Origin of the sequence: Pseudomonas sp. REST10 (assembly GCF_029542605.1) — a bacterium.
Taxonomy (GTDB): Bacteria; Pseudomonadota; Gammaproteobacteria; order Pseudomonadales; family Pseudomonadaceae; genus Aquipseudomonas; species Aquipseudomonas khazarica.
This window is the reverse complement of sequence record NZ_CP035677.1, coordinates 308,803-329,092: the sequence shown is the minus strand read 5'-3', so window position 1 is coordinate 329,092 and position 20,290 is coordinate 308,803. Positions and strand designations below refer to the sequence as shown.

Here is a 20,290-nt window from a genome sequence, read left to right as displayed (position 1 = left end):
ACCTCAGACGAACTCGCAGGTCACGGCCGAATCGGCGTCCAGCGTGGCGTGCACACGTTGCAGGGTCTCCCCTGCGGCCATGGCGTCGAGCAGGCGGTCGACCACCAGCGGCTGCAGGTGCTGGTCGATCAGGTGATCGATCAGGCGGGCACCGCTGTCGCCATGGGTGCACCGCTCGGCCAGGTGCTCGACCAGACCGTCGCAGTGGCTGAACGCGAGCTGGCGACGCGCCAGGCGCTCGCCGAAACGGGCCAGCTTGAGGCCGACCAGCTGGCGCAGCAGGTCGCCGTCCATGGGGTAGTAGGGCACCACGCGCATGCGCCCGAGCAGCGCCGGCTTGAAGTGCTGGCTGAGCTGCGGACGAATGGCCAGCTCCAGGTCCTCGGCCGCCGGACGCTCACCGCCGGCGCAGAGGCTGGCGATGCGCTCGCTGGCCAGGTTGCTGGTCATCAGGATCAGGGTGTTGCGGAAGTTGATCTCGCGGCCTTCGCCGTCGTTGGCCACGCCCTTGTCGAAGATCTGGTAGAAGACGTTCATCACGTCCGGATCGGCCTTCTCCACTTCGTCGAGGAGAATCACCGAGTAGGGCTTCTGCCGCACCGCCTCGGTGAGCATGCCGCCCTCGCCATAGCCAACGTAGCCGGGCGGTGCGCCGATCAGGCGCGAAACGGTGTGCTTCTCCTGGAACTCGGACATGTTGATCACGGTGAGGAAGCGCTCGCCGCCGTACAACAGGTCGGCCAGGGCCAGCGCGGTCTCGGTCTTGCCGACACCACTGGGGCCGACCAGGAGGAACACGCCCACCGGCGCATCGGGCTTGTTCAGGCCGGCAGCGGTGGCGCGCATGGCCTTGTCCAGCGCCTGGATCGCCTGCTCCTGGCCGCGCACGCGCTGGCGCAGGTCGTCGGCGAAGGTGATGACCTTGGTATTGTGCTCACGGGCAAGCTGGCTCAGCGGCACCCCGGTCCAGTGGCTGATCACTTCCGCCACCAGGCGCGGGCAGACCTCGAAGCTGACCAGGCGCTCGCCGGCCTGGGCGCTGGCCAGTTCGACCTGAATGGCGCGCAGTTGCTCTTCCAGTTCTTCCAGGCTCGCACGCGGCGCTTCAGCCGACTCGTCGCTGGGTGCCTCGTCGCCGGCCAGGCGGGCGGCGGCGCATTGCTTGCGCTGCTCCAGCAGGCGCTCGGCCAGCTCACGCTGCACACTCCAGCGCGTTTCCACCTGTTCCAGCTCGGCGCGCGCGGCAACCAGACGACTCTCCAGGGCATCCAGCGCTTCGCCGTCGATGTTCAGGCCCGCATCCAGGTCCCGGCGCATGGCCTCGCTCTGACGCTCGCCCTCGGCGATCTCGCCACGCAGGCGCTCCAGCGCTTCGGGAGCCGCCGCCAGGCTGATGCGTACACGGGCGCAGGCGGTGTCGAGCACGTCCACGGCCTTGTCCGGCAGCTGGCGGCCGGCCAGGTAGCGCGCCGACAGTTCGGCGGCGGCGACCACCGCATCGTCGCGCAGGTAGATGCCGTGGCTCTTCTCGTACACCGGCGCCAGGCCGCGCAGGATGGTCACTGCCTCCTCCACGGTTGGCTCGTGCAGCTGCACCGGCTGGAAGCGACGGGCCAGGGCCGGGTCCTTCTCGAAGTACTTCTTGTATTCGCTCCAGGTGGTGGCGGCGATGGTGCGCAGCTCGCCACGGGCCAGGGCCGGCTTGAGCAGGTTGGCGGCATCGCCGCTGCCCGCCTGGCCACCGGCACCGATCAGGGTGTGGGCTTCGTCGATGAACAGGATGATCGGCTTGGGCGAGGCCTTCACTTCATCGATCACGCCCTGCAGACGACGCTCGAACTCGCCCTTGACGCTGGCACCGGCCTGCAGCAGGCCGAGATCCAGGCACAGCAGCTCGACACCCTTGAGCACCTGCGGCACCTCGCCGGTGGCGATGCGCAGGGCCAGGCCTTCGACGATGGCGGTTTTGCCGACGCCGGCCTCACCCACCACGATCGGGTTGTTCTTGCGGCGACGGGCGAGGATATCGACCATCTGGCGGATCGCGCCGTCACGGCACAGCACCGGGTCGAGCTTGCCGTCGCGGGCCTGCTGGGTGAAGTTGTGGGTGAAGCGCGCCAGGTTCGACTCGCCAGGCGCGGCCGGCTTGCCGCCTGCGCTCTGCGGCTGCTGGCTGAGGGCGAAATCACGCAGCCGCTCGGCATTGAGCTTGCCGAGCAGGGCCTGGTAACGGCTGCCGGCATAACGCATGGGGTTGCGCAGCAAGGCGAGAATCAGCGCCGCCTGGTCGATCTGGCTGGCGCCCAGCTCCAGGTTGGCCACCAGCAGTGCATCCTGCAGCCACTGCACCAGCTCGGCGCTGAATACCGGGTTGCGCGACTCGCTGTGCTCGCCGCGCGGCTGCAGCGCCTGGGCCAGTTCACCGGCGTCCAGCTCGGCATCCTGCAGGGCACGCGCCAGCAGGCTCTCCGGGCGCTCCAGCAGACCCAGCAGCAGGTCTTCGACGAGGATCTTGTTGCCGCCACGCACCACGCAGCGCTCGGCGGCCATCTCCAGATCGCGCTTGCTCGCGGCGTCCAGGGCTTGAACCAGTTGTTGCAGGTCGACGTTGATCATTTCATCTGTCCTTAATGAATCTTGCTGCCGAGCGTCACCAGGCCGTCGGCGTTCTCACGACCGAGCCAGGTGGTCCAGCCCAGCAGGCAGGGGTTGCCTTCGCCGATGCGCAGGTCGCGGATTTCGTCCTGACGCAGCTCCAGGCGGATGTCGTAGTCCAGCGGATCGCGCAGGGTGAAACGCACCAGCGCGCACAGCGGCTGGTACCCCGTGCCGATCGGCAGGAATTCGTGAAAGCGTGTCCAGCCCAGCTGGCGCACGTGGATGCGGAACTTGCCGCCACGGTCACGCACGCGCTCACCGAGCACGGTGTCCTCGCCCAGCAGGCTGTTGGCGCGGCCGAGGCGATTGCGCTGCTCCTCCAGCACCACCACCTGGCGCTCCAGGCACTGCTCGATGAACAGCTCGGCATGCTTGAAGTAGTAACGCAGCACCGACTCGATCAGCGCTGCGGAGTGGGCGCGCAGGCTGAGCAGGCCGAGGTAGGGCAGCAGGCGCTTCCAGTTCAGCTCCTGGGCCTGGCGAATCTGCTCGCTGCCCAGCCCGATCAGGGCGAACAGGTGCGCCGAGAACGCATCCAGCGCACCGCTCTGGAAGCAGGCGCGATAGCGGTACTTGCGCCAGATCGGCAGCAACAGGCGTTGCAGGCGGTTGTTGAACAGGTCGAGGAAGTCGCGCGTCGGGTTGCCGTCCTCGCTGTCACCCAGGGCCTGCTCGCTGTAGAACGCCGGCAGCGGCGAGCCACCACCGAACAGGCCGACCAGGTTGACGCGCATACGCGCCCGCAGCTCGCCGTGCTCCTCGAAGAACTGCACGCGATCGATGTCGCTGCCCGGAAAGCCCAGGCTCGGGTTGGCCTGGAATTCCAGGTACTCGTACAGGCGCTCTTCATCCAGATGCGGATGGGCGGCCCCGAGACGCTCCAGCACCAGCTGCACGGCCTGGAACAGGCTGTACTCGCGGATGCCTCGGCTGAACCGATTCAGAGTAGGGGCTGCTGCCCCATACGTGGCGTCCATTTGTACAACTCTCCCTGTGTGCTCTGTACCTGCAGCTCGTGATACGAGTTGAGGCTGGCGTACAGCGCGAAAAATTCATTGAGTACCGAAGCGAAGAGGAACAGGTCGCCTTCGCCCAGGTAGCCCTCCGGGTTCATCACCAGCTCGGTGCGCACCCCGCGCACTGGCAGGCCACGGTGCAGGCGGTCGACATGGCGGTGGCCGATCTTCTTCAGGCCGCCCAGCAGGCGCTTGCTGACTCGCTCGGCGTGCTGGTCGTAGTAGCGCGGCAGGTCGTAGGTCTCGAGGATCACCTTGAGCGCCTCGACGTTGGCCAGCGACAGGTAGTTCAGCGACATGTTGGAAATCAGCTTCCAGAGGAAGTCGCGATGCAGCGGTGGCGCGTAGCACGGCGTGACCGCGCTGATGTTGCGGAAACTGAGGAAGTCCGGGGTGTCCTCGCTGGGCAGGCAGATGTCGCCCAGGCTCAGCTGACGCGGCAGGTTCTGGTTGGTGCAGGTCAGCTCGATGGACAGCGTCTCGTGGCGGTCCAGGTTGCGCAGGCCGAAACTGAGCCAGGTCTCCAGGCCATCGCCAAGCATCGACGGCTGCTGGCGCACGCTGTAGTGCGGGCGCGCCATCGGCACGTCGAAGCTGGGATCGTGCTCGAACGACTCGAACGGCACGTACTCCTCGTAGCCCATGCCGCCCGGCTTCCAGCCGGTGACACGGTCGACCGAGAACACACCGCAGTGCTGTGCATCGAACTCGGCGGGCAGCAGCAGGTACTGGTCCTGCTTGCCGTCGAGGCGGATGGGAATGGCGTCATGCTGGAACAGGTTGACCACCGGCGTGCAGTACAGGCGGACGTTTTCCAGGGTCGGGCGAATACGCTGCACGCCGGCCTTGTGGATATCGAAGCGCAGCTCCAGGCCGCGCGCCTGCTTGAGCAGGTCCTCGGGCAGGCTGTTGACGGCATCCAGGCCGAGCAGGTCGACGAACAGGAACTTCTCCTGGAAGGCGAAGTACTCCTGCAGGTAGCGGTAGCCGCGGAAGGTATTGAGCGGGTAGGGAATCAGCGCCTCGTCTTCGGCGAAACCTACCGGCTGCACCAGCTCGGGCTTGAGCTGGAGGGTGCCGAGGGCCTGGCCGAAGGCATCCAGCAGCGGCTTGCCTGCGGCATCGAGGGGCACCACCTGGATGCCACCGAGGTTGCGCAGCAGCGCCAGATAGAGCATCTGGCCGATGTATCGCTCGCCGGCCAGGTGCAGGCGCAGCTTGTTCAGGCCGATCTCGCCAATGTGACCATCGGCCGTCATGCCCAGGCGCAGGCTGAGCAGCGCACCATCGCCCTTGACCGAGTAATCCAGGCCGTTCAGAGACAGCGGCAGCACCTCGGTGGGGAAGCACGTGCGGAAACGGCAGGTAACGCCCTCGATGGCCTTGGCTTCCACCGGCGTACCGCGATTGACCGGCAGCGCCGGGCCAGGCCGGGTCAGCGGATCGAACTGCAGCATGCTGAAGGCCGGCAGCGGGCGCATGTAGTTCGGCCACAGCAGGTGCATCAGCGAGTGAGTCAGCTCCGGAAGCTCGTCATCGAGCTTCTGCCGCAGGCGCCCGGTGAGGAAGGCGAAGCCCTCCAGCAGGCGCTCGACGTCCGGATCGCGTCCCGCCTGGCCAAGGAACGGCGCCAGCGCCGGGCTGCGCTCGGCGAAGCGCTTGCCCAGCTGACGCAGGGCAGTGAGTTCGCTCTGGTAGTAATGGTTGAAAGACATTAGCGGGCCTTCTCCATGGCCGATTCGGTGCATTGCCAGAGGCTGTCCGGCATCTCTTCTTCGCGCTCTGCGAGGTGTTCCGGCTGCAGCAGCAGCCGTGGCAGCTTCATCGGTTCTGACGAGCATCCCTGCAGGCTGATCCAGCCGCAGCGACGCGTGTGATAACCCGGGGCACTGACCGAGAGCGCGGTCAGGCAGCGTGGCGCATCGGCCAGCTGGACCATCAGGCGATGGTCGCGGCGCTCGGCAAAGGCGAAGCGCCCAGCGGAATCGCTGAGGGTTTCGGATACCCACGACGCGTCACTGCGAACCTGCAGCTCGATCGTGGCGCCCGCCACGCCCAACCCTGTCTCGGCAGACAGCACACGGCCCTCGATGGCAGCGTTTCGGGTCACCGAGTGCGGGTAGGGAACACAGGCCGCGAGCACAAAGAAAGCCGCAAGCATCAGACTGTTGATGAGCATATTGGAAAGCACCAGCGTACCCAGCGATGCGAACAGCGCAGCGATGCAGGCAGCACGTTCAGCGTTCACAAACCACAAGTTTCCGGCACCACTTTTCATCCCCTCAGGGCAACAGAACCCGGAACCCGGCTGTGCAGAGGCTGGCCGCAGAAAGCTAAAGCCCTGTTCTTCAATGCAGAGAAAGCACATCGCGTCAGTTCTCAACAACTTGGTAAGGCGTGTTACTGATAAAGACGTTCATCCAGCTATCTTTCCAGTCTGGAACCCCCACACTGAAGGACTGTTGTTGCTTGTCGAAGTCGAACCAAATAACGCCTACAACTCGATCATCTTCGTGCATACGCATATCGGTATAATATTTGCTGTAGAGCGGCGTACGGAAACTGGAATCCGGCGTATGGGTATCGATAACTCGGATGTAGGCAAGATCACACCAAGACCCTAGCCAAGGCGCAAGCAGCACGTTCTGCAGAATGAATCTCCCCGACGGACTGCTATAGGTGTACTGCGCCTTTTGAGCAGTGACGAGATGAACTGCCCCTACCAAAGCCAGGAGAAAGAATGATATCGGCAGCAGCAGAGTCATTGAGACCTTTCGAATATTCATTTCTTAAACTCGAACGTGACTGGGGCAATGGCCTCGTAACCAATATTGGAATAGACAACGAAGTCGCCACCCTTATTCTTTAGTGAGCGATACTTCACAAAGTGACTATTGGCAATCAAGAAATAACGCTTACTTTCTAAATCCTTGAAGCGCTGCTCAACGTCATCACCAGTGAAGGGAGCCGTAGCAACGGCTTTCGCTTTTTCATATTCGATATTGGCGTTATTGCTAAGACCATCAACCACGCCTTCCGCAATTCCGTCGAAGTTCCAATACCCAAGCGGCTGACTGAAAACACCTTCATCATTAAAGTCATATGCGTCTTCGGCATAGAAGCCTATACGCTCGGCGATGAAGACCACCTTGTCCGAAAATACATTGACAACGCCCTCAGCAACGACTCGTAGATTGAAGTTTGCTAATGCACCTCGCAGATCATTCAGATCATCGCCAATAGTGTCAAAAGTAATCGCACGACTGTTGCTGTAACCAAAAGCCTCAGCTTTACTGCCCTGACCGTTGAACGATAGAGGGAAGCACCCAGCCGAATGCTGACCAAACTCCCTGAGGATATTACGACGAATGAGTTCTTTTGCTTTTGAATTGTTCCAAGCTGCCCTTAGCTCGTTACGAGCATTCACTACCCTGGGATAGCTCATCAACCATTGGTAAGTGACTATCGTCTCCTCCATATATTGGGAAGGAGGCATTTGTGCATGACTTTTGACTGATTCAGTCATGCCGCCGCTGGGAGTGCTCCAAGGATCGCCCTGAAACCAATGTCGCATTAGCTTCGCGGAAACCTGCCAGCCCATTTTATCCATGGCCGCTGGAATATCCGTAATCTTGAACACTCGAACCTGCGAGGTCGTTCCTTGAGGGTTTTGCGAACTCGGTGTGAGTGTGGACTTCAAGACGATGTCGGACATGTACAAAGCTCCTCGTAGTCAGGCAATCACGACTTCAGATTGTTCGGTGATGACCAACTCGATGGTTTCTGCACTAGAAGAGCAGAATTTTCTGGTTTTCCCATCTACCCCGGTAACGCCATGGAGCTCCTCTCCGGATGCACTACGGAGAACATATGAAACGCCGCTCAACGGGATACCTGAGTCTTGGTCAACGAGAACGAAGAACTCATCGAACACCCCTTTAATGTCCACAGGCGCTGGTGGAACAAACGCTGCCCCACCGCCACTCGCACCGATCAACACGGTGCCGGAGCCTGCAACCACGGTATTGCCATGGCTACCGACGCTACCGACCACCGCCGCCGGCTTGCCGTTGATCAGCACGGTGGGAATCACCGCGCCGGCCATGGCGCCGCCACAGGCGGAGGCATCGCCCATGCGCGCGGCCGGCAAGGCGTCGAACAGCACGTCGGGCGAGCCAGCGGCGATCGGGTTGGTGCCGTGGCCCGGGATCGGGCATGCGGTGGGATCACTCAGGCGAGCGGCGGGTTTACCGGACATGTGAGGCTCCTGGGTTGACGTTGACCTGACCGCTGCCATCCAGGCTCGCGGAGAAACTGACCTGACGCTTGATACCGTCCATCTCCAGCATCGCGTCGATGGCGAAGGCCTGACGCAGCGGATCGTGCGTGCGCGGCAGGGAAATCACGCGCACCTGGGACAGTCTCGGTTCGTACGCTTCGATGAAGCGTTCGATGGCGATACGCGCCTGCTGCAGCGAGTCGTGCAGCGACAGGCGCATATCGTTCAAATCGGGCAACCCGTAGTCGGGCAGCGTCTGCACGCTGCCCGCACGGGTGCTGAGCATCTTGGCCAGATGGGCAGCCACCGAGGCCATGGCGGCGACCTCGCGGCTCCAGCCGGCACGTTGGCCGGCCTCGCCACCGAGGCGCTCGAACAGGCTGCCGTAGGCCATCGATGCTTACTCCTTGTCCAGCTTGCCGACCAGCGACAGGGTGAAGTCGGCACCCATGTACTTGAAGTGCGGACGCACGTTCAGGCCGACGCGGTACCAGCCCGGCTCGCCTTCGACATCGCTGACGATGACCTGGGCGGCACGCAGCGGACGACGGCTACGCACTTCGGCGCTCGGGTTCTCCTGGTCGGCCACGTACTGGCGGATCCACTTGTTCAGTTCCAGCTCGAGGTCGGTGCGCTCTTTCCAGGCGCCGATCTGCTCGCGCTGCAGCACTTTCAGGTAGTGGGCCAGACGGTTGATGATGAACATGTACGGCAGCTGGGTGCCCAGCTTGTAGTTCAGCTCGGCGGTCTTGCCTTCTTCGCTGATGCCGAAGAACTTCGGCTTCTGCGCCGAGTTGGCGGAGAAGAACGCGGCGTTGTCGCTGCCCTTGCGCATGGTCAGGGCGATGAAGCCTTCCTCGGCCAGTTCGTACTCGCGGCGGTCGGAAACCAGCACCTCGGTCGGGATCTTGGTCTCGATCTCGCCCATGCTCTCGAAGTGGTGCAGCGGCAGGTCTTCCACCGCGCCACCGCTCTGCGGGCCGATGATGTTCGGGCACCAGCGGAACTTGGCGAAGCTGTCGGTCAGACGGCTGGCAAAGGCGTAGGCGGTGTTGCCCCACAGGTAGTGCTCGTGGCTGTTGGCCACGTTTTCCTTGTAGACGAAGGTCTTCACCGGGTTGTCTTCCGGGTCGTACGGGTTGCGCAGCAGGAAGCGCGGTACGGTCAGGCCGACATAGCGGGCGTCTTCCTGTTCGCGGAAGCTCTGCCACTTGGTGAACTGCGGGCCTTCGAAGTGATCCTTGAGGTCCTTCAGGTCCGGCAGGCCGGTGAAGGTTTCCAGGCCGAAGAATTTCGGGCCGGCAGCGGCGATGAACGGCGCGTGGGACATGCAGGCCACCGAGGCGACGTACTGCAGGGTCTTGACGTCCGGGGCGCTCGGATCGAAGAAGTAGTTGGCGATCAGGGCGCCGACCGGCTGACCACCGAACTGGCCGTACTCGGCGGTGTAGATGTGCTTGTACAGGCCGGACTGAACGATTTCCGGGCTGTCTTCGAAGTCATCGAGCAGATCCTGCTTGGAGGCGTTGAGGATCTCCAGCTTGATGTTCTCGCGGAAGTTGGTGCGATCCACCAGCAGCTTGAGGCCGCGCCAGGAGGATTCCAGGGACTGGAACTGCTGGTGGTGGAGAATTTCGTCCATCTGCCGGCTGAGCTTGGCGTCGATCTCCGCGATCATGCGGTCGACCATGGCCTTTTTCACCGGCTCGTTTTCGTTCTGCGGCTTGAGCAGCTCTTCGATGAAGGCCGACACGCCACGCTTGGCGATGTCGTAGGCTTCGTCGTCCGGAGTCAGCTTGGTTTCAGCGATGATGCGGTCGAGGATACCGAGGTCGGCGGCGCTTTGGCTGCTTTCTACGGCTGCGCTGGTCGTGCTCATGAATATGCGTCCTTGTCAGTGAGTATCAGGAGTCGAGCTTGTCTTTGGCGGCCAGGCCCAGTTCGCCGAGCACGCGGTCACGCGAGTCGTCGTCGGAGAGCACGCTCTCGATGGCCTTGCGGAAGGCCGGGGCGTTGCCCAGCGGGCCTTTCAGGGCGACCAGGGCGTCGCGCAGTTCCATCAGCTTCTTCAGCTCCGGGACCTGATCGACCAGGTTGGCCGGGTTGAAGTCCTTCATGGAGTTGATCTTCAGCTGCACGGCCAGCTCGTCGTCGGTCTCTTCGTCCTGCAGACGGTTCGGTACGGCGAAGGTCAGGTTCAGTTCCTGCTTGGCCAGCACTTCGTCGAAGCTGTTCTTGTCGATGCTGATCGGCTTGCGGTCTTCGATCTTGCGATCGTCAGCGCGCTGGGTGAAATCGCCGAGCACCATGAGCTTCAGGGGCAGTTCGATTTCTTCCTGGGCGCCGCCAGTGGCGGGTTTGAAGGTGACGTTGATGCGTTCCTTGGGGGCTACCGAGCCTTCTTTGGCCATGGGTGTTCTCCTTTGCGTTGATGGCCCGGAGGCCTTGATTGGCGTATTGGCGCCTTACTCCAGCACCACCTCGAGATCGAGGTGGCACAGCCTGCGATAGATCTCGTCCTTGCTGTCACGCACCGCATGGTTCTGCGGCAGCAGCTCGCAGCAGTTGTGCAGCAGACGCAGCACGTCCAGGGCGAGATCGGGTTCCCACTCGCCGAGGCCGGAGGCCTGCAGCGTCTGGTCGAGCGATTCGAGTTGGGTCTTGGCCAGGTCGTACTTCTTCGCCGCAAAGCACAGACGGGCCAGGGTCAGTTGCCAGAAGAAGCGTTCGCGGCCGCCGCGGGCGCGCGACATGCCCTGCTTGAGCTGCTGCACGGCGGGCTTCAGGCCGTCCTTGCGCAGGCCAGGCAACACCTGCTGCAGGGCCTCTTCCCATGGCGGCGTGGCGCCTTGCTCGGTGGCGCTGGGCTTCTTCTCGACTTCCGGGGCCTGCAGGTGCGGCAGCACGTGAGCGCCGATCCAGGCACGGGTCTCGGCGTCGGCGAACGGCACGCCGTCGTGGAAGCGCAGTTCGTCGAGACCGGGCACGCGCTGCAGGAACAGCGCCAGCTGGATCTCCACCTCGCGCACGGCCTGCTCGGCCTTGAGTTCCTGCAGGCACTCCCAGACCAGGCGCTGGCCATCGAGCCAGAACGGCGCACGCGCGATGCTGGCCTCGAGGTCGGCCAGCAGGTCGGCATAGGCGCCCTGGGCGAAGCGCTCCTTGTAGGACGCCAGCTTGTCGGCCGGCAGGCCACGCAGGGCGGTGATCTGTTCAGCGTTGCGCTCCGGCAGCGACTCGATGGGCAGCCAGAGCAGGGTGCGTGACAGGCGCAGCGGCTTGAGGTCGGTGGCCTTGTTCTTCAGCCACCAGCTGCACAATGGCCGAGCCGCGTCCTGCTGGGTGCGCAGGGCCTTGTGCGCATCCTTCTCGCTCTCGATCGGGCCAGTGCCGGTGATGATCTGGGTCGCGACCTGCTTGACCTGCGCAATCGCCGCTCCCATCGCGCCGGGCTCGGCCTGGCCCTGGCTGGCGCGCTTGATCTGCTCGTCCAGGCGCCGGCACAGCGGCAGCAGCAGGGGCGAGTCCTCGCCCAGGTGGCTGGACAGGCTGGCTTCGAGCCCGTGCAGGTGCTCGGCAATGCGCCGGAACAGCGGCAGTTGCTCGCTGATCGGCACGTGTTCGGCCAGCGCCTGTTCCAGGCGGGGCAACAACCAGTTGATGGCGGCGGTGCGGGTACGGGCCTTGCGCGGATGCAGCTCGTGCCAGTGCTGTTCGCAGAGGTAGTGCAGCAGGTTGAGGCCGGCCTGAAGACCGGCGAAGGATTCGCGCTGGAACAGCCCCCAGGTCAGCCAGGTGGCGGCCCGCAGGTCCTTGGACTGGGTGCTCAGCAGGCTCTCGCTGCCCTCACGCACTTTCTGCCAGTCGATGCCGCCGGTTTCATGCAGGGAGGCCGCTTTGCCGAGTTCGGTTTCCAGCAATTCGTATTCGCTGGAATAGCGCACATCCTCGCCGGCGAAGTTGCCTTCATTAATAGGCGTCCTGGCCAGATCGAGATAATGCGCTGTCAGCTTGCTGGAGTACGTCATTCCATGACTCGACTATTAAAGTGGGCAACTTCCACGGCATCGCAAACGGCCATCCGGCCATCGCAAAAACACCGCAGTGCGCAACTTTTTGCGCAGCTGTTTGTGCAACAACTTGCGCAAGATCCTTATGAGTCGGGCATCCTAGCCCCATGATCGAAGGTGGGCAACCGCCCAAAGTGTGAAATGCCTAACATTCGTCGACATCTTCCGGATTATTGCCGGAACGTCAGTACCTGGTATTTGTCGCGCACTTCCAACAAGTTGTTATCGATGTTTTGCCGTACGGATAAGTTCTTCGATAGTTGTAGGAAATAACTTACTAGCAAATTAGTGGCGCATCACATTTGATGGCTTATTGATATTGTCTTTTTGTGATGCCGACCACTGTTTGCAGTGCTGGCTTTATGCCAGAGCGACAGGCGAGGACGACGCCCATCAGGACGCCGTAGCCTCGCTGGACAGGCGTAGCTGCAATCGATGCCGTTCGTCGCTTTCCAGCTGTACGACATCCTCCAGCAGGTTGGCGGTCTCGATGCACAGCATGTTCTGCCAGCCCTCATCGGGAAACTGCGACAGGCACCTGGCCTTGTCGACCCACGGGTTCCACAGCACCGCCGAGCGTGACCCGGTGCTGTCCAGGTGAATGCGCCGTCCCCAGGCCCGGTCGACGATGCTCAGGCGAGCCGGCGTGTCGAGGTAGATGCGGTCGGTCTCGCCGGCGAATCCTGGCGCCGCCTCCTGGCGCAGCTCCTGCCAGTCCTGCAGGGTGTCGATGTAGCGGCACCCCTGCAGCCCTTCCACGTGAACCTGGCGCACGTCGCTGACGGCGAAATAGGTGTGCAGTGCCTGGCTCAGGGTCAGCGGGTGGTCGCTGCGGTTCTGCGTCTCCAGGCGCAGCTGCAGGTCTTCTCCCAGGCGGATATCGAAGTGCACGGCGGCGTCGCGCGGCCAGCCGGGCAGCGGCTGTTCGCGGCTGTCGAAGGCAAAGCGCAGGTTGACCGCGCCATCCTCCTCGGCGATGCCCAGCAGTTGCCAGTCCAGGCCACGTACCAGGCCGTGCGCCGGCGCCTCGTCGTGCTGATAGTGCGCTTGCACCGCCTCGGGGTTGCGCCGCAGATCGCCGAACCAGGGCCAGCAGACAGGCACGCCGCCACGCACGCTCTGGCCATGCCGATAGGCCGCGTCAGGGCTCAGCCAGATCAGCGGGGGCTGGTCATCCTGCTGGTAGCTGAGAATCTGCGCGCCCTGCTGGGCAACCAGCAGCTCGCTGCGCTGCGCCCGTATGCGCCAGCAGGTGAGCTGGTCCAGCTCCACGCGTTCGACTTGGGTCTTGCTCATGAGGGCCTCTCGCTCCACGAAGTAGGGTCTGGTTGAAGCATGCCGTGCACAGGAAGCAAAAACGCCCGTCACAGGGACGGGCGTCTGCTCACTGCAAGCTATGACCTACGGACCATAAACCTGTTCCGGCAGCCAGGTGATCAGCCCCGGGAACAGGTAGGCGATCACCAGCAGCAGAATCTGGATCAGGATGAACGGCAGCACGCCCTTGTAGATGGTGCTGGTCGCCACGCTGGCCGGTGTCACGCCCCGCAGGTAGAACAGCGCGAAGCCGAACGGCGGGGTGAGGAACGAGGTCTGCAGGTTGAGGGCGATCATCACGCCCAGCCAGATCGGGTCCAGCCCCATGGCCAGCAGCACCGGCCCGACGATCGGCACCACCACGAAGGTGATCTCGATGAAGTCGAGGATGAAGCCGAGCAGGAAGATCACCAGCATCACCAGGAAGAACGCACCGAGCACGCCACCCGGCAACTGGGCGAACACGTCCTCGATCAGCACTTCGCCACCGAAGCCACGGAACACCAGGGAGAACAGCGAGGCACCGATCAGGATCATGAAGACCATGGCACTGATTTCGGTGGTGCCGTAGGCCACTTCCTTGAGCTGGCCGAGGTTCAGCTTGTTCTTGCTCAGGGCCAGCAACATGGCACCGACCGCGCCCAGCGCAGCAGCCTCGGTGGGCGTCGCGTAGCCGGCGAGGATGGAGCCGAGCACCGCGCCGATGAGTATCAGCGGCGGAATCAGCGCCTTGGCCAGCTTGCCCCATTCGATCGGGCCGAGCTCTTCCTGCGGCAGCGCCGGCAGTTTCTTCGGCTGGAAGATCGCGACGAAGATGATGTAGGCGATGTACAGGCCGACCAGCAGCAGGCCGGGCAGCAGCGCGCCGACGAACAGGTCACCGACCGACACGGTCTTCGGTGAGAAGATACCCATCTTCAGCTGCGCCTGCTGGTAGGCGCTGGACATCACGTCACCCAGCAGAACCAGGACGATGGACGGGGGGATGATCTGCCCCAGGGTCCCGGTGGCAGCCAGGGTGCCGGTGGCGATCGCCGGGTCATAGCCACGCCGCAGCATGGTCGGCAGCGCCAGCAGGCCCATGGTCACCACGGTGGCGCCGACGATGCCGGTGCTCGCGGCGAGCAGGGCGCCGACCACGCACACGGAGATCGCCAGGCCGCCACGCAGGGTGCCGAACAGGCGCGACATGGACTCGAGCAGGTCCTCGGCCACCCGTGAGCGTTCCAGCATCACCCCCATGAACACGAACAACGGCACGGCGAGCATGGTCTGGTTGTTCATGATGCCGAACAGACGGTTCGGCAGGGCGCTCAGATAGCCCGCGTCGAAGGTTCCGGTGAGCACGCCGATACCGGCGAACAGCAGGGACACGCCGGCCAGGGTGAACGCCACCGGGAAGCCGGCCATCAGGGCCACGCAGATACTGACGAACAGCAGAATCGCCATCAACTCAGCCATGTTTCACCTCCGGAGCCGGCAGGCGACCGCTGATGACGCAAAGCGCCTTGATCAGGTTGGAAATGCCCTGCAGCACCAGGCTGGCGACCAGCACCAGGATGATGCTCTTCTGCAGGTAGACGAACTTCAGGCCGCCCGACTCGCTGGAGGCCTCCAGCGTCGACCAGGAGTTGCTGACGTAGTCCCAGCTGGCCCAGCCGAGAAACAGCGCCACCGGCAACAGCAGCAGCAGGTTGCCGAGCACCTCCACCAGCGCCTGACGGCGGCCGCTGAAGTTCTGATAGAAGATGTCCACGCGGACGTGACCGTTGCGCTGCAGAACCCAGGCGGCAGCACCCATGAAGACCAGGGCATGCGCATAGAGGACCGCCTCCTGCAGGGCGGTGGCGCCGATACCGAAACCGTAACGCAGCACCACGACGATGGCGGTGCCGATCACCAGGAACAGGGTCAGCCAGGCGCAGGCCTTGCCCAGCCAGGCGTTGAGAGCATCGATCAGGTACGCAAGAGCGAGGGGGAGTGGAGGCTTGTCGGACATAGTGAGTCCTTTATCGTTATGAGTAGGAGACAGGACAGCAAACCGGTTGGCTGCACATCACGCCGCCCGCGTCCTTGTGGGCCGCAGGCCGGGGATTCTAGGCAGGCTACCGGTGATGCAGCAATGCCCGTACTACTTTAGTCGTAGCAACTAGGCTTGTGGGTCACGACCCCCTATGTTATTCACGCCCGGTCTACCTTCGGCGATCCCGTGGTCAGACCAATACAACAAGAAGGAGCATTGCATGAAACGTCGCGACATACTCGCCGCAGCGGGCGTAGGCCTTGCAGCAACCGCACTGGCTGGCTGCAAAGAAGAGGCCAAGAGCAGCGCAGCACCTCAAGAGGGTTCGAGTGCCCAGACCTTCACCTGGAAGATGGTCACCTCCTGGCCGAAGAACTTCCCCGGCGTCGGCGTGGGGGCCGAGCGCTTCGCCAAGCTGGTCGATGAAATGAGCAACGGCCGCCTGAAGGTCAAGGTGTACGCAGCCGGTGAACTGGTGCCGGCCCTGGAAGTGTTCGATGCAGTCTCTCGCGGTACCGCCGAAATGGGTCATGGCGCACCGTACTACTGGAAGGGCAAGGTGCCGGCCGCACAGTTCTTCTGCGCCCTGCCGTTCGGCCCGAACGCCCAGGAAATGAACGCCTGGCTGCACTACGGCGGCGGTCAGGCCCTGTGGGAAGAAGTCTACAAGCCGTTCGGCGTGCTGCCGATGGCCTGCGGCAACACCGGCGTACAGACCGCTGGCTGGTTCAACAAGGAAATGAACTCGGTCGACGACTTCAAGGGCCTGAAGATGCGTACCCCGGGTCTGGGCGGCGAAGTGCTGACCAAGATGGGCGGCACCGTGGTCAACATGCCGGCCGGTGAGATCTTCACCGCCATGCAGACCGGCGCCATCGACGCCACCGAGTGGATCGGCCCATACAACGACCTGGCCCTGGGCCTGCACAAGGCAGCCAAGTACTACTACACCCCGGGCTGGCAGGAGCCGAGCGTCCTGTTCGAACTGGACATCAACATCAAGGCCTGGGAAACCCTGCCGGCCGACCTCAAGGCGATCGTTCGTGCCGCCGCGCGTGACGTCAACGGCGACATGCTCGACGACTACAACGCCAAGAACATGGAAGCCCTGGAGCAACTCAAGGCCGATGGCGTCGAAGTGCGTCGCCTGCCCGACGAGGTGCTGGCACGCCTGAAGGAAGTGGCGGGTGAAGTGGTCGAGGCCAGCGCAGCGGCCGACCCGGCAGCGGCCAAGGTCTGGGAACACCAGAAAGCCTACCTGCAGCGCCTGTACGACTATGCGGAAGTGGCCGACAAGGACATCTACAACATCCGCGGCTGATCACTCGGCAGCAAACAAAACGCCGGCTTGTCGCCGGCGTTTTCGTTGTAGCTGTTCGCTTTCCCGTTGCGCGGTCGCTCAGCCGCGACGTGGCGGTACCGGACGGGTGCGGCCACTGCCGTCGATGGCGACGAACACGAACACCGCCTCGGTCACCTTGCGCCACTCGTTGGACAACGGGTCGTCGCTCCACACCTCGACCATCATCTGGATCGAACTGCGACCGACCTCCAGCGCCTGGGTGTAGAAGGACAGCTGCGCGCCCACCGCCACCGGCACCAGGAAGGCCATGCGATCGATGGCCACGGTGGCCACCCGACCGCCAGCGACCTTGCTGGCCATGGCGGTGCCGGCGAGGTCCATCTGGGACACCAGCCAGCCGCCGTAGATATCACCGAAACCATTGGTCTCACGCGGCAGCGCGGTGATCTGCAGGGCGAGGTCGCCCTGGGGTATCGGGTCTTCCTGTTCGTAGTCGTTCATCGGCTCGAGACTCGCGGCGCGGTTGTTGTTCTGGGCGCGGAACCCGCATGGCAGGCGCTGCGAGTATACCGACTGCGCAGTCGACGGGCGACCACTCTGGCAAGCGCCGGCGCGTCATGACGCCTGGCGGATCGGGCAAAACGCACGACCGGTGCAGGCCCATTCGGGCAGGATGCCCGCCAGGTTCGTCGCAGGAATTTCGTAACCATATGATTTTCAAGGACTTTAATTATCAGAAAAGTCTGGCACGGGCACTGCAATACCTTCAGTGAGCGACCTGTCATGTACCGGTCGCAGCGTTGAAGGAAGAGACGGACCCGCCAGCAATCCGAGCGATCCGCCTCAGGTGCAACAGGAGAACCGCCATGTGGATAGTCGCCCTGGTACTTGCCAGCTTGCTGCTTCTGCTCGGCCTGACGCTCGCCAGCGTCCTGCTGATCGGCCAGACCCTGTGCGCAAGCCGCAACACCGCCGAACTGGAGCTGCCCACAGGCAACTCGCCGCAGCCGGCCGTTGCGAGCGACACGCAAGACCCATGGCCTGCCTGGGCCATCACTCACTGAGTCATCGAGGAGAAACGCCATGCTGAGCTGGGCACTTACCTTTCTGATCATCGCCATCATCGCTGCTGTACTGGGCTTCGGTGGTATCGCCGGCACCGCTGCAGGTATCGCCAAGATTCTATTCGTGGTGTTCCTGGTGCTGTTCATCATCTCGTTCGTGATGGGCCGTCGCCCCCGCGTGTAAGGAGACCTAGATGCAGTCGATCCACGCCATTGCCGCCGCCCTGCTGATGGGCGGCGGCCTGGCGGCTCAGGCCGCCGATCGAGACGCGAGCTTCCACCCCGGTGAACTGCTGACCAGCAACGCCGAGTACCGCGAAGCCTGGCAAGACCTGGTCAGGGACGAACAGCGCCTGCCGGAATGGCTGATGAACCTCAGCGGCCTTTCCACCCCCATGCAGGCCGTGGAGGCCGAGAGCGATCGCTTCCTGGTCGGTCAGGTGTGCGAAGCGCACAACTGCTTCAACCAGCGCGTCTACGTCGCCTTCGAATGGGAAGACGACGATGCCTATGCGCTCTACGTACAGGTGCCGGACGGTCTGCCGGAGGACCGGGCTCCCAGCGAACATGCCAGCCTGCGCTGGCTGGGCGATCCGGACGAAGAGGTCCGTGAGCTGCTGGAAGAACAGCTGCGCAGCGACCCGAACTGGTACTGAAGTCCGTACGCTGGCCGCAGCATTGAAGCGGCCGGCGCGCTATCATCCCCCGCCATAACCCAAGGGGGATCGCAATGCTCAACGGCCTGTGGCTGAGCTTCTTCGTGCTGGGCGCCATCGCCGCCCTGGCACGCTGGCTGATTGGTGGCGACGCCAGCGTATTCGGCGCCATGGTCGAGAGCCTGTTCGCCATGGCCAAGCTCTCGGTGGAGCTGATGGTGGTGCTGTTCGGCACCCTGACCCTGTGGCTCGGCCTGCTGCGCATCGCCGAGAAGGCCGGGCTGGTCGACCTGCTCGCACGCCTGCTCGGGCCGCTGTTCGCCCGCCTGATGCCTGAGGTACCGCGCGGCCATCCGGCGCTCGGCCTGATCAGCATGAACTTCGCTGCCAACGGCCTGGGCCTGGACAATGCTGCGACGCCCATCGGCCTCAAGGCCATGCGCGCCCTGCAGGATCTCAACCCCAGTGCGACCACGGCGAGCAACGCGCAGATTCTGTTCCTGGTGCTCAACACCTCGTCCCTGACCCTGCTGCCGGTGTCGATCTTCATGTACCGCGTGCAGCAGGGCGCCGACGACCCGACCCTGGTCTTCCTGCCGATCCTGCTGGCCACCAGCGCCTCGACCCTCGCCGGCCTGCTGGCCGTGGCGGCGATGCAGCGCCTGCGCCTGTGGGACCCGGTGGTGCTGGCTTACCTGATTCCCACCGCCCTGCTGCTGGGAGGCTTCATGAGCCTGCTCGCCGGCATGAGCGCCACGGCCCTGGCCGCGCTGTCCTCGCTGCTGGGCAACCTCACCCTGTTCGGCCTGATCCTGCTGTTCCTGGTCGTCGGCGCCCTGCGCCGCGTCGCGGTGTACGAAAGCTTCATCGAAGGTGCCAAGGAAGGCTTCGACGTGGCCAAGAGCCTGCTGCCCTACCTGGTCGCCATGCTCTGCGCCATTGGCGTGCTGCGTGCTTCCGGCGCCCTGGATTTCGGCCTGGACGGCATCCGCTGGCTGGTCGAGGCACTGGGCTGGGACACACGCTTCGTCGACGCGCTGCCGACCGCGCTGATCAAGCCGTTCTCCGGCGGCGCCGCACGCGCCATGCTGATCGAGACGATGGAGAACTTCGGCGTCGACAGCTTCCCGGCGCTGATCGCCGCCACGGTGCAGGGCAGCACCGAGACGACCTTCTACGTGCTGGCGGTGTACTTCGGCGCGGTCGGCCTGCAACGCGCACGCCACGCCGTGGGCTGCGCCCTGGTCGCGGACGCGGCCGGCATCGTCGCCGCCATCGCAGTGTGCTACTGGTTCTTCGGCTGAGGCCCGCTAGTCGGCGAAGCCCAGCGTTCGCCCGGCCCAGGTCAGCAGCGGGTCGTCATGCCGGTACTCGCGCAGCGCACGCAACTTGGGGGCGATGAATGCCTCGAAGTCGCCGGGCTCTTCGAAATAGATGCCGGTGAAGATCGTGAACATGGATTTGTTGCCCACCGTGGCATAGAACAGGTTGCCGACCGGCTCGCCGTCCTGGGTCAGCAACTTGAGGCTGATGCGGCTGGCCAGCTCGGTCTCCAGGGGCAGGTCCTGCTGCTCCAGGCCGCTGTCGCGCAGGCCGAACGACGCCCCGAAGGTCTCGGCGTAGCTGGTCATCAGCGCATCGCTGGCGCGCGGGTACAGCGACACCCCGCTGTAGAGGTAGAACCACTCGTTGTCATCGCTCTCGAAGCTGAGGTCGATGGTCCGCGCGGCGTAGGTCACCTGCTTGTCGTAGTGGCCGTCCACCGGCACCTCATAGGCGGCGAAGTCCTCGCCACTGAGCAGCAGGTGCTGCTCCTCGGCCAGCGGCACTTCATCCTCGACGCAGCCGGCGAGCGCCAGCAGGCCCAGCAACAGTATCGGTCTGAACATGGCATTCCTCCCTGA

The 20,290-nt window shown here is 63.7% G+C and carries 21 protein-coding genes; 5 read left to right on the top strand and 16 right to left on the bottom strand.

Annotation, left to right across the window (positions count from 1 at the left end; genetic code table 11):
- Nucleotides 1-3: 3 nt before the first annotated feature.
- The 14 genes from tssH to EWH21_RS01460 form a co-directional block, all read right to left on the bottom strand.
- Nucleotides 4-2,616, bottom strand: coding sequence for a type VI secretion system ATPase TssH (gene tssH / locus EWH21_RS01525; protein WP_277699636.1), 2,613 nt, complete (start codon nt 2,614-2,616; stop codon nt 4-6).
- 11 nt (nt 2,617-2,627) lie between these two features.
- Complete coding sequence (gene tssG / locus EWH21_RS01520) at nt 2,628-3,635, bottom strand: type VI secretion system baseplate subunit TssG (RefSeq protein WP_037052128.1); 1,008 nt, start codon at nt 3,633-3,635, stop codon at nt 2,628-2,630.
- Nucleotides 3,599-5,389: a type VI secretion system baseplate subunit TssF gene (tssF, locus tag EWH21_RS01515; protein WP_134676672.1), complete on the bottom strand. Its 1,791-nt coding sequence runs from the start codon at nt 5,387-5,389 to the stop codon at nt 3,599-3,601. Before tssF ends, tssG begins: the two co-directional genes overlap by 37 nt.
- A complete protein-coding gene (locus tag EWH21_RS01510) occupies nt 5,389-5,922 on the bottom strand; it encodes a carboxypeptidase-like regulatory domain-containing protein (protein ID WP_167494338.1) in 534 nt (177 codons plus the stop codon). The genes tssF and EWH21_RS01510 overlap by 1 nt, the downstream gene beginning before the upstream one ends.
- Nucleotides 5,923-6,046: 124 nt before the next feature.
- Nucleotides 6,047-6,439 carry a hypothetical protein gene (locus EWH21_RS01505; RefSeq protein WP_277699635.1) on the bottom strand — a complete coding sequence of 131 codons (393 nt, stop codon included), beginning with the start codon at nt 6,437-6,439 and terminating at the stop codon, nt 6,047-6,049.
- Between the two features lie 17 nt (nt 6,440-6,456).
- The gene (locus EWH21_RS01500; RefSeq protein ID WP_277699634.1) at nt 6,457-7,389 is read right to left on the bottom strand and encodes a DUF6402 family protein; all 933 of its coding nucleotides are present in this window, start codon (nt 7,387-7,389) and stop codon (nt 6,457-6,459) included.
- 18 nt (nt 7,390-7,407) lie between these two features.
- Nucleotides 7,408-7,932: a PAAR domain-containing protein gene (locus EWH21_RS01495; RefSeq protein WP_277699633.1), complete on the bottom strand. Its 525-nt coding sequence runs from the start codon at nt 7,930-7,932 to the stop codon at nt 7,408-7,410.
- Nucleotides 7,922-8,347, bottom strand: a complete 426-nt coding sequence (gene tssE / locus EWH21_RS01490) for a type VI secretion system baseplate subunit TssE (protein WP_037052140.1) — start codon at nt 8,345-8,347, stop codon at nt 7,922-7,924. The genes EWH21_RS01495 and tssE overlap by 11 nt, the downstream gene beginning before the upstream one ends.
- A 6-nt stretch (nt 8,348-8,353) precedes the next feature.
- Complete coding sequence (tssC, locus tag EWH21_RS01485) at nt 8,354-9,832, bottom strand: type VI secretion system contractile sheath large subunit (protein WP_037052143.1); 1,479 nt, start codon at nt 9,830-9,832, stop codon at nt 8,354-8,356.
- A gap of 25 nt (nt 9,833-9,857) precedes the next feature.
- Complete coding sequence (gene tssB, locus EWH21_RS01480) at nt 9,858-10,364, bottom strand: type VI secretion system contractile sheath small subunit (RefSeq protein ID WP_037052146.1); 507 nt, start codon at nt 10,362-10,364, stop codon at nt 9,858-9,860.
- A gap of 54 nt (nt 10,365-10,418) precedes the next feature.
- A complete protein-coding gene (tssA, locus tag EWH21_RS01475) occupies nt 10,419-11,981 on the bottom strand; it encodes a type VI secretion system protein TssA (RefSeq protein WP_277699632.1) in 1,563 nt (520 codons plus the stop codon).
- 435 nt (nt 11,982-12,416) lie between these two features.
- On the bottom strand, nt 12,417-13,319 hold the full coding sequence (locus EWH21_RS01470; protein ID WP_277699631.1) for a D-hexose-6-phosphate mutarotase: 903 nt from the start codon (nt 13,317-13,319) through the stop codon (nt 12,417-12,419).
- 105 nt (nt 13,320-13,424) lie between these two features.
- Nucleotides 13,425-14,801: a TRAP transporter large permease subunit gene (locus tag EWH21_RS01465; RefSeq protein WP_037052157.1), complete on the bottom strand. Its 1,377-nt coding sequence runs from the start codon at nt 14,799-14,801 to the stop codon at nt 13,425-13,427.
- Nucleotides 14,794-15,339: a TRAP transporter small permease subunit gene (locus tag EWH21_RS01460; protein WP_037052162.1), complete on the bottom strand. Its 546-nt coding sequence runs from the start codon at nt 15,337-15,339 to the stop codon at nt 14,794-14,796. The genes EWH21_RS01465 and EWH21_RS01460 overlap by 8 nt, the downstream gene beginning before the upstream one ends.
- A gap of 244 nt (nt 15,340-15,583) precedes the next feature.
- Between EWH21_RS01460 and EWH21_RS01455 the strand changes: the two genes are divergently transcribed.
- Entirely contained in the window at nt 15,584-16,684 is a 1,101-nt protein-coding gene (locus tag EWH21_RS01455) for a TRAP transporter substrate-binding protein (protein WP_037052165.1), read from the top strand.
- Nucleotides 16,685-16,762: 78 nt separating this feature from the next.
- Here the strand turns inward: EWH21_RS01455 and EWH21_RS01450 are convergent, their stop codons facing one another.
- The gene (locus EWH21_RS01450) at nt 16,763-17,167 is read right to left on the bottom strand and encodes an acyl-CoA thioesterase (RefSeq protein WP_021442733.1); all 405 of its coding nucleotides are present in this window, start codon (nt 17,165-17,167) and stop codon (nt 16,763-16,765) included.
- Nucleotides 17,168-17,532: 365 nt separating this feature from the next.
- On the opposite strand from EWH21_RS01450, the gene EWH21_RS01445 reads away from it, so the two are divergent.
- The 4 genes from EWH21_RS01445 (at nt 17,533) to EWH21_RS01430 (ending at nt 19,690) form a co-directional block, all read left to right on the top strand.
- Entirely contained in the window at nt 17,533-17,730 is a 198-nt protein-coding gene (locus EWH21_RS01445) for a hypothetical protein (RefSeq protein ID WP_037052167.1), read from the top strand.
- Nucleotides 17,731-17,749: 19 nt separating this feature from the next.
- Nucleotides 17,750-17,914, top strand: a complete 165-nt coding sequence (locus tag EWH21_RS01440) for a DUF1328 domain-containing protein (RefSeq protein WP_037052169.1) — start codon at nt 17,750-17,752, stop codon at nt 17,912-17,914.
- 10 nt (nt 17,915-17,924) lie between these two features.
- Nucleotides 17,925-18,386, top strand: coding sequence for an inhibitor of vertebrate lysozyme family protein (locus EWH21_RS01435; protein WP_037052171.1), 462 nt, complete (start codon nt 17,925-17,927; stop codon nt 18,384-18,386).
- 74 nt (nt 18,387-18,460) lie between these two features.
- Entirely contained in the window at nt 18,461-19,690 is a 1,230-nt protein-coding gene (locus EWH21_RS01430) for a spore maturation protein (protein WP_134676663.1), read from the top strand.
- Between the two features lie 6 nt (nt 19,691-19,696).
- On the opposite strand, the gene EWH21_RS01425 is transcribed toward EWH21_RS01430, so the two are convergent.
- Nucleotides 19,697-20,275: a hypothetical protein gene (locus EWH21_RS01425; protein WP_037052179.1), complete on the bottom strand. Its 579-nt coding sequence runs from the start codon at nt 20,273-20,275 to the stop codon at nt 19,697-19,699.
- Nucleotides 20,276-20,290: the final 15 nt, after the last annotated feature.

What these genes read in the sequence shown, in the direction of transcription:
- tssH (WP_277699636.1), bottom strand. Translation starts at nt 2,616, where the DNA reads ATGATCAACGTCGACCTGCAACAACTGGTTCAAGCCCTGGACGCCGCG.
- tssG (WP_037052128.1), bottom strand. Translation starts at nt 3,635, where the DNA reads ATGGACGCCACGTATGGGGCAGCAGCCCCTACTCTGAATCGGTTCAGC.
- tssF (WP_134676672.1), bottom strand. Translation starts at nt 5,389, where the DNA reads ATGTCTTTCAACCATTACTACCAGAGCGAACTCACTGCCCTGCGTCAG.
- EWH21_RS01505 (WP_277699635.1), bottom strand. Translation starts at nt 6,439, where the DNA reads ATGACTCTGCTGCTGCCGATATCATTCTTTCTCCTGGCTTTGGTAGGG.
- EWH21_RS01500 (WP_277699634.1), bottom strand. Translation starts at nt 7,389, where the DNA reads ATGTCCGACATCGTCTTGAAGTCCACACTCACACCGAGTTCGCAAAAC.
- EWH21_RS01495 (WP_277699633.1), bottom strand. Translation starts at nt 7,932, where the DNA reads ATGTCCGGTAAACCCGCCGCTCGCCTGAGTGATCCCACCGCATGCCCG.
- tssE (WP_037052140.1), bottom strand. Translation starts at nt 8,347, where the DNA reads ATGGCCTACGGCAGCCTGTTCGAGCGCCTCGGTGGCGAGGCCGGCCAA.
- tssC (WP_037052143.1), bottom strand. Translation starts at nt 9,832, where the DNA reads ATGAGCACGACCAGCGCAGCCGTAGAAAGCAGCCAAAGCGCCGCCGAC.
- tssB (WP_037052146.1), bottom strand. Translation starts at nt 10,364, where the DNA reads ATGGCCAAAGAAGGCTCGGTAGCCCCCAAGGAACGCATCAACGTCACC.
- tssA (WP_277699632.1), bottom strand. Translation starts at nt 11,981, where the DNA reads ATGACGTACTCCAGCAAGCTGACAGCGCATTATCTCGATCTGGCCAGG.
- EWH21_RS01470 (WP_277699631.1), bottom strand. Translation starts at nt 13,319, where the DNA reads ATGAGCAAGACCCAAGTCGAACGCGTGGAGCTGGACCAGCTCACCTGC.
- EWH21_RS01465 (WP_037052157.1), bottom strand. Translation starts at nt 14,801, where the DNA reads ATGGCTGAGTTGATGGCGATTCTGCTGTTCGTCAGTATCTGCGTGGCC.
- EWH21_RS01460 (WP_037052162.1), bottom strand. Translation starts at nt 15,339, where the DNA reads ATGTCCGACAAGCCTCCACTCCCCCTCGCTCTTGCGTACCTGATCGAT.
- EWH21_RS01455 (WP_037052165.1), top strand. Translation starts at nt 15,584, where the DNA reads ATGAAACGTCGCGACATACTCGCCGCAGCGGGCGTAGGCCTTGCAGCA.
- EWH21_RS01450 (WP_021442733.1), bottom strand. Translation starts at nt 17,167, where the DNA reads ATGAACGACTACGAACAGGAAGACCCGATACCCCAGGGCGACCTCGCC.
- EWH21_RS01445 (WP_037052167.1), top strand. Translation starts at nt 17,533, where the DNA reads ATGTGGATAGTCGCCCTGGTACTTGCCAGCTTGCTGCTTCTGCTCGGC.
- EWH21_RS01440 (WP_037052169.1), top strand. Translation starts at nt 17,750, where the DNA reads ATGCTGAGCTGGGCACTTACCTTTCTGATCATCGCCATCATCGCTGCT.
- EWH21_RS01435 (WP_037052171.1), top strand. Translation starts at nt 17,925, where the DNA reads ATGCAGTCGATCCACGCCATTGCCGCCGCCCTGCTGATGGGCGGCGGC.
- EWH21_RS01430 (WP_134676663.1), top strand. Translation starts at nt 18,461, where the DNA reads ATGCTCAACGGCCTGTGGCTGAGCTTCTTCGTGCTGGGCGCCATCGCC.
- EWH21_RS01425 (WP_037052179.1), bottom strand. Translation starts at nt 20,275, where the DNA reads ATGTTCAGACCGATACTGTTGCTGGGCCTGCTGGCGCTCGCCGGCTGC.